Consider the following 15,110-nt stretch of genomic DNA (forward strand, 5'->3'; position numbering starts at 1 on the left):
ATACCCGACAATCGGGACAATTACCGCCCCACGGTGGGGAACCGGCGGGCGGCTTCGGTCACCGCCGGGCGGTCCTGGTCGAGCCAGTCCACCGTATGGATCTCGTCGGGGCCCAGCCAGCGCAGTTCGTCGTGGTCCTCAAGCGGCCGGGGCTCACCGGAGAGCAGCCGGACCGTCCACACCCGGAGCACCAGGCCGGGTTTCAGCGGCCACTCGCCGGGAATCCGCTCCACCGGCCGCGCCTCCACGCCCAGTTCCTCCCGCAGCTCCCGCACGAGGCCCTGTTCCGGCAGCTCCCCCGGCTCCAGCTTTCCGCCCGGCAGCTCCCAGCGCCCGGCCAGCTCGGGCGGCGCGCTGCGGCGGGCGGCCAGCAGCCGCCCCCGGTCGAACACCGCGCCCGCCACCACCACACGATCAGCCATGCGCCGGAGCGTAACGCGGCGGCGGCCGGCGCGACCGGGCGGGCAGGCCGGGCGCACAGCCGGGCCGTACGGGACGCCCGGCCGGGGGGCCGCACGGACTGGATCGCGAGGGCCGCACGGCGGGGGAGGGCCGCACAGACTGGACTGCGAGGGCCGCACGGCCGGGGAGGGCCTACCGGGCCGCCGGACTCACCCGCTCCACCGAGTAGAGCTGCTGGTGACCGCGCCCGTGCAGGCTGTCGGCTATCTTCTGCGCCTCGTCCTGCGTGGCGTACCGGCCGACGCGGTAGCGCGCACCGTTGTCGTCCTGCCGTATCACCAGCCAGGGCAGCGCGGCTCCACCGTCGTTCATCGCACCCCTCCCGCCGTCGGCCCGCAACTCTCCGATGATCTCCAGGAAACCGCAATCCGCATATGCCCGAGCGTACGCCTGACCTTTACGGAGCGGATACGTGTTTTTACGAAGAGGTACGCATCCGGCCAACAAAACGCCGGAAACAGGGGGGCGGAAAACCGCTGTTCACGCCCCCCACTATGAAGGCGCTCCCCACTCAGCCGCCCCGTACGCCCCGCCAAGTCCCCACGAGCACCATGAAAACGGACATTCCGAGCCCGTCGAGAGACCGGCTCGGGGTCACCCGGGCGGACCAGAACGGCCGATATGAGTCACTTGACCGCGCGTCACTTCACGGAGAGGTGGTACGCGATGCGATAGCGGTCGGCGGGGATCACCACGTCCGCCGTCTCCACCGCCCGCCCGGAGGCGAAATACGTCCGCTCCAGGACCATCACCACATGGCCCGGCACCCCGCCCAGCGCCATCAGCTCCTCCGCCAGCCCCGGACGCGCGCCGACCTCCTCCAGGACGTTGTCCACCACGATGTCGATGGCCGCCATCCGCTCGACCACCCCGCAGCCGCCGAGCGGCCCCTCCTCCGGGAGCATCACCGGGGTGCGCCCGGTGACCGTGAGCGGCTCCCAGGAGGTGGAGAGCATCATGGGCTCGCCCCCGTCCCGGAAGACGTAGCGCGTCCGCATCACGCGCTCCCCCTCCTCGATCCCGAGCCGGTCGGCGATCTCGGCGCTCGCCTCCTCCTGCTGACTCCTCGACTCCCAGGTGCCCCGCGCGCCGGCCTCCGTCTGCTCCTGGCGGAAGGGGCTGGAGCCGGACGGCGGCCGGTAGCCGGAGCGGGCGATCCGGCGCGGCACGGGGCGCTCGCGGACATATGTGCCGGACCCGGAGCGGCCCTCGACCAGGCCCTCGGCCATCAGCACCTTGCGCGCCTCCAGCGCGACCGTGTCCGAGACGCCGTACTCCTGCCGGATCCGGGCCTGCGAGGGCAGCCGGGCGTGCGGCGGCAAGGCTCCATTGACGATCTTCTCGCGTAGATCGCTCGCAACGCGCAGATAGGCGGGCTGCTCACCGAAGGCCACGGGCCACTCCCATCAGCTTGACAGACAGCAACAGCCTGGCAACCGTCGGTTGATATTCGCAAGCATGGGCCATGGTTTCACTCGAAGTGATGATCATGGGTTTACATCCGGATCTCCCTGTACGGCTGCCATGCTGGCGGCCATGCCCATGACGTATCAATGCCCGGCGGACGGCACCCGCGCACCCGTCGAGACGGCCGACTGGTGCTGCCCCGGCTGCGGCGGCCCCTGGGATCTCGACTTCAACGCCGGTTCTGTAGAGCTGGATTCGCTGCCCCGGCGGGTCAACTCCCTCTGGCGGTACGCGGAGGCGCTGCCGCTCGCCGAGCCGTCGGCCGGCCTCGGCGAGGGCCGTACCCCGCTCGTCGCGCTGACGCCCTCCGTGACCGCCAAGCTGGACTTCCTGATGCCGACGCTGTCCTTCAAGGACCGGGGCGCCGTCATGCTCGTGGAGCTGGCGCGCCGGCTGGGGCCCGAGCGGGTGCGGCGGGTGATCGCCGACAGCAGCGGCAACGCGGGGACGGCTGTCGCGGCGTACTGCGCGCGGGCCGGGCTGCCCTGCACCGTGTACGTGCCGGAGGCCACCTCTCCTAAGAAGACCGAGCAGATCCGGGCGCACGGCGCCCGCCTGGAACGTGTCGCGGGCGACCGTGAGGCCACCGCCCTGGCCGCTCGCGCCGCCGCCGGCGAACCCCGCACCTTCTATGCGAGCCATGTCCACAACCCGTACTTCCTGCACGGCACGAAGACCTATGTATACGAACTGTGGGAGGAGTACGGCGGCCGCCTCCCCGAGACGATCGTCGTACCGGTCGGCAACGGCACGCTGCTGCTCGGCGCCGCCCTCGCCGTCGCCGAGCTGTACGGCAACGGGTCCATCGCCGAACGTCCCGCCCTGGTGGCCGTGCAGGCCGAGGCCGTCTCGCCGCTGGCGGCGGCCTTCCACGCGGGTGCCGACGAGCTTCTCCCGGCGCGGGCGGCCGGGCCCGCGCCCACCCTCGCGGAGGGCATCGCCATCCCGAACCCGCCCCGGGCCCGGCAGATCCTGCGCGCGGTCCGCGCGTCCGGCGGCACCTTCCTCACCGTGACCGAGGACCAACTGCGTTCGGCCCAGCGGGACCTGGCCGCACGCGGCCTCTTCGTGGAGTCGACGGGCGTCGCCTGCTGGGCGGCCGTGCGCGACCGGACGGACGGCGCCGCGGTGGTGCCGCTCTGCGGCGCGGGGGCGAAGACAGGGCTGAGCGCGTGAGCCGGCGCGGCCGGGGCGCGGCCTCCCGGAATCAGCCGTTCACCACGCGCGCCGCGCCCCGGTCGCCCCGGCCGCGTTCGTAGCGTCCTGTCCGTGAGCCTCTCGCGAACGCGCCTTCTCGCCCCACTCGTCGCCGGCACGCTGCTCGCCGTGGTGCCGCCGCTCACGTACGCCGACAGCCGGACGCCGGACCCGGCGCCCGCCCCCGCTCCCGCCTGCGGCACGGAGCCCGGCCCCGGCTGGACCCCCGCGGCGACCCGGATCGACCCTGCCGACAGCTATCACGCGTACACCGGCAACGGCTACCTCGGCACCCGCGTGCCCCCCACGGGCGCCGGCTACGCGGAGAGCGGCGCCGCCACCGGCTGGCCGCTGTACACCCCGCGCTACGACGGCGCCTTCGTGGCGGGCCTCTACGCGCACGAACCGGGCACGACCGCCGACCGCCAGGTCATCGCCGCGCTGCCCAGCTGGACGGCCCTGGACGTGCGGGTGGGTGACGAGACGTTCGGAAGCGGCGCCCGCCTCTCCCACTACCGCCAGAGCCTGCTGCCGCGCTGCGGCGTGGTCGTCACCAGCCTGCGCTGGACCGCGGCAGACGGGCGCGTCACCGATCTGACGTACGAGGTCCTCACCGACCGCTCCGACCCGCACACCGGCGCCGTACGGCTGCGCCTCACCCCGCGCTGGAGCGGCGAGGCCGCCGTGACGGGGGACCTCGACTGGCGCGGCGCGCGCCGGATCACCCGGACCGACCGGGCGCGTACGGGGCAGGGGGGCGGCGTCGCCACCTTCCGTACGAACGGTACGGCGACGGCCGGCGCCATCGCCTCCGTCCTGCGGCCGTCCCCGGGGAACGCGGGCGGCACCGGCGGCAGGGCGGGCAGGGTCGGCACGGTCGCCGTCCGCGCGGACCGTACGTACACGTTCGAGAAGTACGTCGGCGTCGACACCGCGCTCACCTCCCCCGATCCCCGTGCCGCCGCGCTCGACGCGTCCCGGCGCGCCGCCGCGCGCGGCTGGCGGGAGGTGTTCGCGGCCAACGCGCGCGCGTGGGCGCCCCTCTGGAACGCCGACATCGACGTGGCGGGCCGGGAGGAGGAGCAGACCGACCTGCGCGCGTGGCTGCGCGCCGCGCGGTACGGGCTGCTGACCGCCGTCCGCCCCGGCACCGCCGACAGTCTGGCGCCGACCGGGCTGAGCAGCGACAACTACGCGGGGCTGATCTTCTGGGACGCCGAGATCTTCATGTACCCGGCGCTGCTGGCCACCGGGCCGGAACTGGCGCGCGGGGTCGTCGAGTACCGCTACCGCACCCGCGGGGCGGCGGCCGAGAACGCCGCCAAGCTCGGCTTCAAGGGGCTGTTCTATCCGTGGACCAGCGGCGGCGATGGCTACCTCTGGTCGGAGTGCCAGAGCTGGAATCCGCCGCACTGCGTCACGCAGAACCACCTCCAGAGCGATATCGCACTGGCCGCCTGGCAGTACTACCTGGCCACCGGGGACCGGGACTGGCTGCGCGAGCGCGGCTGGCCGCTGATGCGCGGGATCGCGGAGTTCTGGGCCTCGCGGGTGACCGCCAACGCGGACGGCAGCTACTCGGTGAAGGAGGTCGCGGGCCCCGACGAGTACAGCAACGGCGTCACCGACGGCGTCTTCACCAACGCGGGCGCCGCGACCGTCCTGCGCGACGCGGCGCGCGCCGCCGCGCTCGTCGGGGAGGAGGCGCCCGCCGCGTGGACGCGGATCGCCGGCCGTCTGCGCATCCCGTACGACGCGCGGCGCAAGGTCTTTCTCCAGTACGCGGGGTACGACGGCTCACGGATCAAGCAGGCGGACACGGTCCTGCTGACCTATCCGCTGGAGTGGCCGATGCCCGAGGGCGCGGCAGCCGCGACGCTCGACTACTACGCGGAGCGCACCGATCCGGACGGGCCGGCGATGACGGACGCGATCCACGCGATCGACGCGGCGGCGATCGGGGAGCCGGGCTGCTCGACGTACACCTACCTCCAGCGGGCCGTCCGGCCGTTCGCGCGCGGGCCGTTCGCGCTCTTCTCGGAGGCGCGCGGCGACAAGGCGGGCGCGGACGATCCGCTCTCCGGCTCACCCGCGCAGGATTTCCTGACCGGAAAGGGCGGTTTCCTCCAGGTCTTCACGCACGGGCTGACGGGCCTGCGGCTGCGCGAGGACGGCGTACGGCTCGATCCCGCGCTGCCGCCGCAGCTGGCGCGGGGAGTGACCCTGCGGGGGCTGCGCTGGCAGGGGCGTACGTACGACGTGGCCATCGGCGCGACGGAGACGACGGTACGGCTCACCTCGGGCGCCCCCTTCACGGTGCACACGCCGCGGGGCGACCGCCTCCTGACCTCCACCCTCACGCTGCCCACCCGCCGCCCCGATCTCACCCCGACCGACAACGCGGCCCGCTGCCGCCCGGCGAGCGCCACCTCGCAGGAGCCGGGCCTGTACGCGTCCGCCGCCGTGGACGGCAGCCCGGCGACCGCCTGGGTGCCCTCGGACGCCACGGCCACGCTCACCGTCGACCTGGGCCGCCCGGTCCGGGTCGCCTCGGTCACCCCCCGCTGGACGGACCCCCGCCCGGCGTCGTACACGATCGAGACCTCCACGGACGCGACGCACTGGCAGCCCCTGAAGCCGGGTGCGGAGGCCGGCGGGGTGCGGGTGACGGTCCACGCGCCGGCGGGGCGACAGCGGGCGGGGATCAGCGAACTGACGGTACGGGAGGACGGTTGACCGGAGGGCGCGGGAACCCGGTCACAGCGGCCCTTCCCGCTGGTTGACGGCCGGGGCGGTCCGCGACTCCAGCCACTGCGTACCGCCCCACGCGCCGAGGGCCAGTGCCCCCACCACCGCCAGCGCCGCGACGCCCTCACGCCATCGGAGCGCTCCGGCGACGAGCGCCCAGACGGCCAGGCCGAGCGCGGGCATCCCGAACACCATCAGGGGCAACTCGACGCAGAGCAGACTGAAGTCCTGCCCCTCCCCCTCGAACCCGCCGGTCAGCCCCGGCGCGGCCCCCACCCCCCACACCACGAACCCCACGGCGGCCCCGCCCAACACGGCGACGGCGGCGGCCCATCCACGTGTCTCCATACCCGGGGGACGCGGTGGGTGGTGGGGGCGGTTCCGGCAGGAGAGCGCGGGCGGCGGCCCCGGCGGGGTTCGCGGACGGCGACGGAGACGGCCCGCGTGTCCGGCCGCGTGTCCGACCGTGCTGACCGCGCGTTCAGCCGGTCAGCCGGTCAGCCGTTCAGGCGTTCAGGTGGGCGAGTGCGGTGATGATGCGGTCGGCGATGTCCTCCGGCCAGGGGAACGCGGGGCTGACGGCACGCTGGTGCGCGAGTCCGTGCAGGCCCAGCCAGAGCGCGACCGCGTCGCTGGGCGGGTCGGTGCTGGCGGACTGCCCGTCGGCGGCGCAGGCGGCGAGGGCGTCGACGAGAATCCGCATGGTCTCGTCGCCGAGCGCGGCCAGATCCGCCTCGGTCAGGGAACTGCCGTCCAGGTCCGGCATCCAGAGGCCGCCGAACATCGTGCGGTAGCGCTCGGGATGAGCCCCGGCGTAATCGAGATAGGTGCCGCACACGGCGTACAGCCGCTTCCGGGGGTCGGCCCCGGCCTTCTCCACAGCGGCGCGCAGGCTGTCGCGCAACTCGGCGAACTCCCGCTGCACGACGGCGAGCATGATGGCCGGCTGGTCGGGGAAGTGCGGGTAGATCGACGGGGCGGCGATTCCGACCCGGCGCGCGACCGACCGCAGGGTGATGGCGCGTTCGTCGCCCGCTTCGTCGAGGAGTGCCACCGCCGCCGCGACGATGTCCTCGCGCAGGCGTCCGCCCTCGCCTCGGCGGTTGCGCGCGCGGGCCCGTTTCGGTGTGGCCGAGGCCGCTGTTCCGACGTTCTCCATGCCGTCACCTTACGCCGCGAAGGTTATCGCCGTATCCCTGTTGCGCACGCTCGACTTACACCTGTAGCGTTACGACTGTAAGCAAACGAGCGAAGCCCATGAGGGAGTACGCCATGACCACCAGCACCGCCACCGTCCGCGCCACCGAGATCGTCCTGCCCGGCGCGGTCGAGCCGGACGGTCTCGAAGTCCGGGTCCGTGATCTTCCGGCGCCGGCCGCGGGGCAGGTGGCGCTGCGGATGGAGGCGACCGGTGTCGCGTTCGCCGAGCAGCAGATGCGCCGGGGCAAGTACTACGACCAGCCGCCGTTCCCCTTCGTCCCCGGCTACGACGTGGTGGGTACCGTCACCGCCACGGGGCCCGGCGTGGACACCGGGCTCATCGGCAACCGGTTCGCCGCCGTCACCAAGACCGGCGCCTGGGCCAGCCATCTGCTCGTCGACGCGGCGGAGTTGCTGCCCGTGCTCGACGGTGTGGAAGCCGCCGCCGCCGAGACCGTACTCGTCAACGGGATCACCGCCTGGCAGATGCTGCACCGGACGGCCAAGGTCCGACCGGGCGGGACCGTCGTCGTGCTCGGCGCCAACGGCGGTGTCGGCTCCACCCTCGTACAGCTGGCCCGGCACGCGGGCATCACCGTGATCGGTACGGCGTCGCCGCGCCACCACACCACCGTGCGCGAACTCGGCGCGACTCCGGTCGACTACCGCGACCCCGACATGTACGCCCGGATCCGGGAGATCGCGCCGGACGGCGTGGACGCGGTCTTCGACCATGTCGGCGGCGCCGGGCTGGAGGAGTCGTGGCGGCTGCTGCGCCACGGCGGCACGCTGGTCTCGTACGGCACCGCCGCCACGAAGGACGAGGAGGGCAACTCGCAGCTGCCGGTGCTGAAGCTGTTCGCGCGGCTGACGGCGTGGAACTCCCTGCCCAACGGCAAGAGCGCGCACTTCTACAACTACTGGGCCGGCCGGCGCCGCCGGGCAGTGTGGCAGCGGCGGCTGAGCGAGGACCTCACCCAGGTGCTGCGGCTGGTGGCCGACGGCTCCCTGGTCCCGCAGATCGCCGCGGAGATCCCGCTGGCGGACGCCGCTTCCGCGCTCGCGCTCGCCGAGTCCCGCACCGTACTCGGCAAGGTCGTCCTCGTCCCCGGAACGTGACGGGATGACCCGCGCCGCCGACGCGTCCGCGCCCCATGGCGCCTTCCGGTCGCGGAACCGCTGGGGCGAGGGCGGCCACCTGCGGGCCGACATCCTGGCCGCCGCGACCGACCTGCTCGATCACGGCGACGAACGAGCCGTCACCCTCCGCGCCGTGGCCCGCCGGGCCGGGATCGCCGCTCCCTCGATCTACGCGCACTTCCCCGGCCGGCCGGCCATCATGCGCGCCGTCGCGCGCGAAGCCTTCGCCGACCTGTCGGCCCGGCTCGGGGCGGCCGTGGACGGTGCGGGCCCGGCGAGTGCCGCGGGCACGGCGGGTGTCGCAGGCACGGCGGGTGTCGCGGGCACCACGGGCACCACGGGCACCACGGGCGACAGCGCCCCGCGGCGGCTGTACGCCGCCTGCCACACCTATCTCGACTTCGCCGCCGCCCACCCCGAGCGCTACCGCGTCATGTTCGGTGCGTTCGTCCATCCCGCCGTCACCGCCGGCGAGGCGGCGGGCACCGATCCGACCTCCCTCGGCGGGGACGCCCTGCGCGTCCTCTCCGGCGCCCTCACCGACTGCGTCACCGCCGGGTACTCGACCAGCACCGACCCCTGTGCCGACGCGATCGCGCTCTGGCTCGGTCTGCACGGACTCGCGCACCAGCGGGCCTCGGCCCACGCCTTCCCCTGGCCCGGCGACCTCGCCGACCTCGTCCGCCCCTTCGTGGCCACGCTGTCGCGCCTCGGCCGGTCCCTTCCCGAACCCGCGCACCGGGCCGTGTGACGCACTCGTGAGCGCACGTCCACGAACGCATGGCCGTGAACGCACGGTCATGAACACCCGGTCATGAACCCACGGTCATGAACCCACGGTCGCGAACGCCCGGCTGTGAATTCACCCACGGAACGAAACCCCGGAGGTTTCCGCCAATGTCCGCCACCGCCACCGCTCCCGCTCCCGCGCCCGCCGCACCGTTCACCCCCGATCCCGTGGCCGCCACGCGTCCCACGGCTGAGGTCGACAACCGCGCGACCTACACGAGCTTCGGACTCGCCTACGTACTCGGTCACGGCAGCGCGGCCGTCTCGCAAGGCGCCGCCCCTCTGCTCGATCTGCCCGGCTGGCTGCCGATGACGCTCCTCGGCACCGGGCTCGCGGTCGGCACCGTCAACGCGACCATCGCCGCAGGCCGAGCCCAGCGGACCGCTACCGACCCCGCCGACATCCTCTCCGGCAAACTGCTCGGCGCCGCCTGGGTCGTCGCCTTCGCCGCCCTGTTCCTCGCCATCACCGGCCTGACGAACAGCGTCGGCGCGCCCGACCTCCAGTCCATGCTCTGGCCCACCGGTTCCGGCCTCGTCGTCGGCCTGCTGTACCTCGCCGAAGGCGCCGCACGCCGGAACCTCCTGCACTACGGCCTGGGCGGCTGGCTCGCTCTCACCTCAACGGCGGCGCTCCTCCTGGGCACCCCCGGCCTCTACTGGATGCTCACCGTCGCCGGCGGCGGTGCCTACGCCCTCGCCGCGGTCCTCGAACGCCGCCGTCTCGCCGCCCGCTGACCCAGCACCACGAAGGCGGGGGCGGAGCGCTCCGAAGCGCTCCGCCCCCGTCAACGGATCAACCGGCAACGAGCAAGGGCCACACGGACACACGAGCAGACGGGCAGACGGGCAGACGGGCAGACGGGCAGACGGGCGCACAGGCACACAGGCACACAGGCACACAGGCACACAGGCACACAGCTACCGTCGGCCGTCGACCACGCCGGATTCCCAGGCCCAGGCGGCGATCTCCACGCGGTTGCGGGCGGGCAGTTTGATCTGCACGTTGGCGAGATGCGTCTTCACCGTGCCCACCGAGATGGTCAGTTCGGTGGCGATCTCCGCGTTGGTCAGTCCTCTGGCCACCAGCCGTACGAGGTCCAGCTCCCGTGCGGAGAGCGCGGTGTGCGGCTCCCGGGGGGCGGGCACCGCGTCGTGGAGGCGCCGCAGCAACCGTACGGTGATCGCCGGACTCACCAGCGCCTCACCGGAAGCCGCCGCCCTGATGGCCTCGACCAGCAGGGCGGGGCCGGAGTCCTTGAGCAGAAAACCGGACGCACCCTCGCCCAGGGCGCGCTGGACGTACTCGTCGTCGTCGAACGTCGTGACCACGACGACCTTCGGCGGATTCACGGTGCCGGGGCGAGTCAGTATGCGCAGTGCCTCCAGCCCGTCCATGCGCGGCATACGGATGTCCATCAGCACCACGTCGGGCCGGTGGCGCCCGGCGAGTTCCACGGCGTGCACCCCGTCCGTGGCCTCCCCGACGACGTCGATGTCGTCCTCCGCCGCGAGGATCATCGCGAACCCGGCACGGACCATGGCCTGGTCATCGGCGATCAGGACGCGGATCGTCATGAGGCCATCACTCCGGCCGTGGACAGCGGGAGCGTCGCCTCGACCGCCCAGCCGCCACCCGTCACCGGGCCCGCCCGAACGCTTCCGCCGATCAGGCCCACCCGCTCGGCCAGCCCCGTCAGCCCGAAGCCACCGTGGGCGACGTGGCGCGGTTGTCCGTCGTCGCCGACCCGTACGGTGACCCGGTTTCCCGAGCGCTCCAGGCGCACCCGTACCTCGGTGCAACCGTGGGCGTGTTTACGTACGTTGGTGAGGGCCTCCATCACCACCCGGTGTGCGGTGGTGGTCACCTCCACCGGCAGGTCGTCGAAGCTCCCTTCCAGATCGAGCCGGGCCCGGGCACCGCCGACGGCCGAGAACTCCTCGACCAGCGACCGCACTTCAGCGATGCCCGCCAGCGGCGTCAGCGCCACCTCTCCGTCGGCGTCGCGCAGCATCCCCACCATGTGCCGCATGGAGGTCAGCGCCTCCGAACCCGCCTGTTCGATCCGCTGGAGCGCGGGCGGCACCAGTTCGGGCCGCCGGCCCGCCATCACCTGGGCGCCCTGGGCCTGCACGACGATGCCGGTCACGTGGTGGGCGACGAAATCGTGCAGGTCCCTGGCGAACGCCGTGCGCTGCTCCAGCCTGAGCGCCGCCGCCTGCCGCCGCCGGTCCGCCATGAGCAGGCGCATCCCGAGACCGACACTCAGCGCCGTGACCGCTCCCAGCGCGAACAGCAGCGCCATGATGATGGTGGACTGCCGCGCGTGGACCGACACCGGCCGCAGCACGATCGCCGCGCACAGCAGGGGGACGGCAAGCGCCGCCCACGACGGCTTCCCCCGCCAGGCGACGAGCAGCAGGAGCGACGCCAGTGCGGCCGGTTCGGCGAATCCCATCGCCTGCGAGCCGGCCGACATCTCCACGTGCAGGAAGACGGAGAGGCACAGCGACACGAACGCGGCGCCACCGCCGACCACCGGCAGCGCCCGGCTGCCGAACCGGGGCCACACCGCGACGAGAACGACGACCAGCACGGCACCGAGGAGCTTGGCGGGGCCGTGGTCCACGAGCCAGTAGAAACCCGCCGCCCAGTCCAGCGCGACGAGGCCGACCAGGCACGCGACCAGCAGCAGCCACCCCGCGACGGGCAGGGGCAGCGGACGCCCCTCGCCCCCGGCGGCCGGGGCTGTGGCCGCTCCGTACGCCGCCCGCGCCAGCTTCCCCACCGGCGTCCACCGCCGTCTCTCCCGCCGACCGGCCGAAAGTCGGAGCCGTCCGCGCATGATCTGCCTTTCGCCCGATCCGCCGCGGGACGCGGCCGAGGAGAGTGGTTCCACCGGGCGGCGTTCGCCGTTCATCACCTGCCGAGCATGTCATGACCACTCCCGGCGCCACCCGGGCGGTGACCCCGGAGCCACCGGAGCCCGCGCCGGCCGCCCCCGGCGGCTCTCATCCTCCTTCCCCTCTCGTTCCCCCTCTCCCTCCCCCCCTCCCCCACGCACAGGAGCCCCACATGGACCACGCGGCGACGCACCACGGAAGCGGAACGGAGTCCGCACGCCCCGCCGGCGAGTCGGCGATCGAGGCCCAAGGGCTCGGCAAGAGGTACCGGCGCGGCTGGGCCCTGCGGAACGTCTCCTTCCGGCTGCCGGCCGGGCGGGTGTGCGGCCTGGTCGGCCCCAACGGCGCCGGCAAGAGCACCCTGATGGGCCTGGCCACCCACATGATCCGGCCGACGACCGGCGCCCTGCGGGTGTTCGGCGCGGCACCGGGGTCGACGGAGGCGGTCCAGCGCACCGCGTTCCTGACCCAGGAGAAGCCGCTGTTCCGGCGCTTCACCGTGGCCGAGACCCTGCGGCTGGGCCGCGAGCTCAACCCCCGCTGGGACCAGGAGGTCGCCGAGGGCATCGTCCGCGCGGGCCAGGTGCCGCTGGAGGCGAGGATCGGGACGCTGTCGGGCGGACAGCGCACCCGCGTCGCCTTCGCCCTGGCTTTCGGAAAGCGCCCTGATCTGCTCATCCTCGACGAGCCGATGTCCGATCTGGACCCGCTGGTCCGCCGCGAGCTGATGGCCACGCTGAGGACGGAGGCCGCCCAGCACGGCACGACGGTGCTGGTGTCGTCGCACATGCTCGCCGAGCTGGAGTACATCTGCGACTACCTCCTCGTCATCGCGAACGGCGGTCTGCGCCTCGCGGGCGAGGTGAACGAACTGCGCGCCGCGCACGCCCTGTTCGCCGTCCCGGCGGACGGCTCGTCCCCCGCTGTCGCCCCGCACCGGGTCATCGAGTCCCGCGGCGGCGAGGGCCGGCCGGGCCTCCTGGTGCGTCTCGGCGTACCGATCGAGTACGGCGGGCCGGCCGAGCCGCCCACCCTGGAGGAGCTGCTGCTCGCCTATCTGCGGTCACCCGACGCGCCCGCGCTGATCGCCCCCGGCGCCCGGGTCGGCGACATCCACGACATCATCACCCACGACCGTACGAAGGCTGTGACCGCATGACCACGCTCACCCGTGAACCGGCCCACGCGACGCCCGCCGGGCACCGGAACGGACAGGGCCCCCGGCAGGCCACGCCCCGGCTCCGCGGTACGGCCTGGCTCGTCTGGCGCCAGCACCGCGCCGCGTTCTGGACCGTCATCGGCCTCACCCTCATCGGCGTGGCGGTCATGGTCTTCCTGCGCGGGCAGATGATGGACTACCTGAACGCGTACGACGGCTCCTCGCCGAAGTCCTTCAGTCTGCCGTCCGACTTCGAGACGTATTCCAGCGACCTGACCCGCGTCGGGGGCTACCTGGGCTTCGTCCCGATCCTGGCGGGCGTCTTCCTCGGCGCCCCGCTCATCGCGGGCGACCTGGAGTCCGGCACCGCCAAGCTGGTGACCTCGCAGTCCGTCAGCCGGCTGCGGTGGCTCACCACGAAGCTCGCCCTGACCGCCGCGCTGATCGCCCTGTCCACCGCCGTGCTCGCCGTCGTCTACGAGTGGTGGTGGAGCCCGATGAAGGGGCGGGTCGGCACCCAGGAGTGGACCAGCGGTGCGTTCTTCGACGTCACGAACGTCATGCCGGTGGCCTACGCCCTGCTCACCTTCACCGTGGGCGCGGCGGCCGGCCTGCTCCTGCGCCGCACGCTGGTCTCGATGGTGGTCACCCTCGGCATCGTCGTGGCGATCGAAGTCGTCTGGGACCGGTTCCGGCTGAACCTGGGGCACGTCCTGTCGGTCAGCAGCGACCAGGGCGTGGGCCCCGACGCCAGGCGCCCGGAGCTGCCCGCCCAGGGCGTGCAGCAGGGCCAGGGCACCTACTTCCTCACCAGCTCCGGAGACCGCCTGGACTGGACCACCTGCCTCGACCAGGGGGACACCGACCAGACGCGAACCGCCTGCCTGGAGTCGAAGCACGTCATCGGCTGGTCCCTGGACTACCTCCCCGTCTCCCAGATGCACCCGATGCAGTGGCTCGGAGCAGGCATCATGCTCACCATCACCGCCGCCGTCGCCGCCTTCATCATCACCTGGGGCCGCAAGCGGCTCCTGTGACCCCCGACCCACGGCCCCCGACGGCCGCACCAGGGCAAGGCCGAACCGGCAACCGCCGTACCGCTCCGCGCTCCCGCTCGCTCCGAGCGGGAGCGCGTTCCCGTGCGGACACGCACGGGCGCCGGGCGCCCAGCAGGCACGGCGCCATCCGGGCACGGCAAATGACCGGCGGCGGCCTCCCGGAAAGAGCCGATTCCATCCGGCCTGATAGTTCGCCACGTCGGGCAGCGCGGGCGTCGATTCAACCGCTCACACTTGAAGCGGGCTCCCTGTTGCAGAACTCGCACCTGCGGAAAAGCTGATTCCGCAGGGGCCATCCCAGCACCATCGGACAGGCGTCCTGTCCAGCACTATGCGGGCCAGACGGCCTTCGCACACACATGGAGATCGGGTGCCAGCGCTCCATCTCACTTCCTTCGGCGGCAGGGACGTCCCTCCCGGATGCGACCTCATGACGCGCTGTGGGGCTTCCCGGCAGCATTCCCACGCGCTGGGCAACAGATGGCTGCAGATATCGACCGTGGTTTCACCGAGTGGCGGCCCAGCCAGCGCGAGCATCGATTGCCACACACGGTTGGCCAGAGAGGTGGTGGCGAAGTAGTGCCACAGACTACGAGACTCGTGCTTGGCATTGTCGTCCAGATCGACCAGGCCGACCGACCGCATGCCTACTTCTACGGCCCGATTTCAAGGGCCAACCGGGAGGGCATTAGACCGGACCTGAACTCGCTCACCGGCGGCCGCGACGACCGGCTGTGCGCCTGGGCTACGGCGGTCAGCGCTCTCCGGTACTGAACTTCGCGAATTACCCTCGTGGCACTTTTGATCAACAGGAGGCGCCGTGCATGGACCTCACAAGGATAGAAAACGTCGAACCGTTTCGTCATCGAGAGTTTCTCGTGGCGTCCGTCGCGTTGGTCCGCTGCACCACCCTCATGCCGCAGCGCCTCCCAGAATCCCCACCACGCTGGCTTCAGCAAGACGAGCGGAGCTTCACATGCCCGCAC

General features: G+C 72.8%; 14 protein-coding genes. 7 read left to right on the top strand and 7 right to left on the bottom strand.

What is annotated here, in order from left to right; all coding sequences use genetic code 11:
* Positions 1-20: 20 nt before the first annotated feature.
* The 3 genes from ACFY6S_RS13520 to ACFY6S_RS13530 form a co-directional block, all read right to left on the bottom strand.
* Positions 21-422, bottom strand: a complete 402-nt coding sequence (locus tag ACFY6S_RS13520) for a (deoxy)nucleoside triphosphate pyrophosphohydrolase (RefSeq protein WP_388815443.1) — start codon at positions 420-422, stop codon at positions 21-23.
* A gap of 172 nt (positions 423-594) precedes the next feature.
* On the bottom strand, positions 595-774 hold the full coding sequence (locus ACFY6S_RS13525) for an SPOR domain-containing protein (RefSeq protein ID WP_388815445.1): 180 nt from the start codon (positions 772-774) through the stop codon (positions 595-597).
* 329 nt (positions 775-1,103) lie between these two features.
* Positions 1,104-1,856 carry a GntR family transcriptional regulator gene (locus ACFY6S_RS13530; protein ID WP_388815447.1) on the bottom strand — a complete coding sequence of 251 codons (753 nt, stop codon included), beginning with the start codon at positions 1,854-1,856 and terminating at the stop codon, positions 1,104-1,106.
* A gap of 148 nt (positions 1,857-2,004) precedes the next feature.
* Between ACFY6S_RS13530 and ACFY6S_RS13535 the strand changes: the two genes are divergently transcribed.
* Complete coding sequence (locus ACFY6S_RS13535) at positions 2,005-3,105, top strand: pyridoxal-phosphate dependent enzyme (protein ID WP_388817892.1); 1,101 nt, start codon at positions 2,005-2,007, stop codon at positions 3,103-3,105.
* Between the two features lie 93 nt (positions 3,106-3,198).
* Positions 3,199-5,862: a discoidin domain-containing protein gene (locus ACFY6S_RS13540; RefSeq protein ID WP_388815449.1), complete on the top strand. Its 2,664-nt coding sequence runs from the start codon at positions 3,199-3,201 to the stop codon at positions 5,860-5,862.
* Between the two features lie 21 nt (positions 5,863-5,883).
* On the opposite strand, the gene ACFY6S_RS13545 is transcribed toward ACFY6S_RS13540, so the two are convergent.
* Together ACFY6S_RS13545 and ACFY6S_RS13550 are read right to left on the bottom strand one after the other, a co-directional pair.
* Positions 5,884-6,222, bottom strand: a complete 339-nt coding sequence (locus ACFY6S_RS13545) for a hypothetical protein (RefSeq protein ID WP_388815451.1) — start codon at positions 6,220-6,222, stop codon at positions 5,884-5,886.
* A gap of 157 nt (positions 6,223-6,379) precedes the next feature.
* On the bottom strand, positions 6,380-7,033 hold the full coding sequence (locus ACFY6S_RS13550) for a TetR/AcrR family transcriptional regulator (protein ID WP_388815453.1): 654 nt from the start codon (positions 7,031-7,033) through the stop codon (positions 6,380-6,382).
* 113 nt (positions 7,034-7,146) lie between these two features.
* Here ACFY6S_RS13550 and ACFY6S_RS13555 point away from each other — a divergent pair, with 113 nt between their 5' ends.
* From ACFY6S_RS13555 to ACFY6S_RS13565, 3 genes are all read left to right on the top strand, one after another.
* Positions 7,147-8,193, top strand: a complete 1,047-nt coding sequence (locus ACFY6S_RS13555) for a medium chain dehydrogenase/reductase family protein (protein ID WP_388815455.1) — start codon at positions 7,147-7,149, stop codon at positions 8,191-8,193.
* Between the two features lie 4 nt (positions 8,194-8,197).
* Entirely contained in the window at positions 8,198-8,965 is a 768-nt protein-coding gene (locus ACFY6S_RS13560; protein ID WP_388815457.1) for a TetR/AcrR family transcriptional regulator, read from the top strand.
* 146 nt (positions 8,966-9,111) lie between these two features.
* Complete coding sequence (locus tag ACFY6S_RS13565) at positions 9,112-9,741, top strand: ABC transporter permease (RefSeq protein ID WP_388815459.1); 630 nt, start codon at positions 9,112-9,114, stop codon at positions 9,739-9,741.
* 183 nt (positions 9,742-9,924) lie between these two features.
* On the opposite strand, the gene ACFY6S_RS13570 is transcribed toward ACFY6S_RS13565, so the two are convergent.
* Positions 9,925-10,581 (bottom strand): response regulator, encoded by a 657-nt coding sequence (locus tag ACFY6S_RS13570; protein WP_388815461.1) that lies wholly within the window; start codon positions 10,579-10,581, stop codon positions 9,925-9,927.
* A complete protein-coding gene (locus ACFY6S_RS13575) occupies positions 10,578-11,792 on the bottom strand; it encodes a sensor histidine kinase (protein WP_388815463.1) in 1,215 nt (404 codons plus the stop codon). Before ACFY6S_RS13575 ends, ACFY6S_RS13570 begins: the two co-directional genes overlap by 4 nt.
* Before the next feature lie 287 nt (positions 11,793-12,079).
* Here ACFY6S_RS13575 and ACFY6S_RS13580 point away from each other — a divergent pair, with 287 nt between their 5' ends.
* Positions 12,080-13,066 (top strand): ABC transporter ATP-binding protein, encoded by a 987-nt coding sequence (locus ACFY6S_RS13580; RefSeq protein WP_388815465.1) that lies wholly within the window; start codon positions 12,080-12,082, stop codon positions 13,064-13,066.
* Entirely contained in the window at positions 13,063-14,103 is a 1,041-nt protein-coding gene (locus tag ACFY6S_RS13585; protein WP_388815466.1) for an ABC transporter permease subunit, read from the top strand. Before ACFY6S_RS13580 ends, ACFY6S_RS13585 begins: the two co-directional genes overlap by 4 nt.
* The last annotated feature ends 1,007 nt before the right edge of the window (positions 14,104-15,110 follow it).

It is taken from the genome of Streptomyces sp. NPDC012835, from assembly GCF_042900885.1.
Lineage (GTDB): Bacteria > Actinomycetota > Actinomycetes > Streptomycetales > Streptomycetaceae > Streptomyces.

What these genes read in the sequence shown, in the direction of transcription:
- ACFY6S_RS13580 (WP_388815465.1), top strand. Translation starts at nt 12,080, where the DNA reads ATGGACCACGCGGCGACGCACCACGGAAGCGGAACGGAGTCCGCACGC.
- ACFY6S_RS13565 (WP_388815459.1), top strand. Translation starts at nt 9,112, where the DNA reads ATGTCCGCCACCGCCACCGCTCCCGCTCCCGCGCCCGCCGCACCGTTC.
- ACFY6S_RS13560 (WP_388815457.1), top strand. Translation starts at nt 8,198, where the DNA reads ATGACCCGCGCCGCCGACGCGTCCGCGCCCCATGGCGCCTTCCGGTCG.
- ACFY6S_RS13520 (WP_388815443.1), bottom strand. Translation starts at nt 422, where the DNA reads ATGGCTGATCGTGTGGTGGTGGCGGGCGCGGTGTTCGACCGGGGGCGG.
- ACFY6S_RS13535 (WP_388817892.1), top strand. Translation starts at nt 2,005, where the DNA reads ATGACGTATCAATGCCCGGCGGACGGCACCCGCGCACCCGTCGAGACG.
- ACFY6S_RS13525 (WP_388815445.1), bottom strand. Translation starts at nt 774, where the DNA reads ATGAACGACGGTGGAGCCGCGCTGCCCTGGCTGGTGATACGGCAGGAC.
- ACFY6S_RS13550 (WP_388815453.1), bottom strand. Translation starts at nt 7,033, where the DNA reads ATGGAGAACGTCGGAACAGCGGCCTCGGCCACACCGAAACGGGCCCGC.
- ACFY6S_RS13555 (WP_388815455.1), top strand. Translation starts at nt 7,147, where the DNA reads ATGACCACCAGCACCGCCACCGTCCGCGCCACCGAGATCGTCCTGCCC.
- ACFY6S_RS13570 (WP_388815461.1), bottom strand. Translation starts at nt 10,581, where the DNA reads ATGACGATCCGCGTCCTGATCGCCGATGACCAGGCCATGGTCCGTGCC.
- ACFY6S_RS13585 (WP_388815466.1), top strand. Translation starts at nt 13,063, where the DNA reads ATGACCACGCTCACCCGTGAACCGGCCCACGCGACGCCCGCCGGGCAC.
- ACFY6S_RS13545 (WP_388815451.1), bottom strand. Translation starts at nt 6,222, where the DNA reads ATGGAGACACGTGGATGGGCCGCCGCCGTCGCCGTGTTGGGCGGGGCC.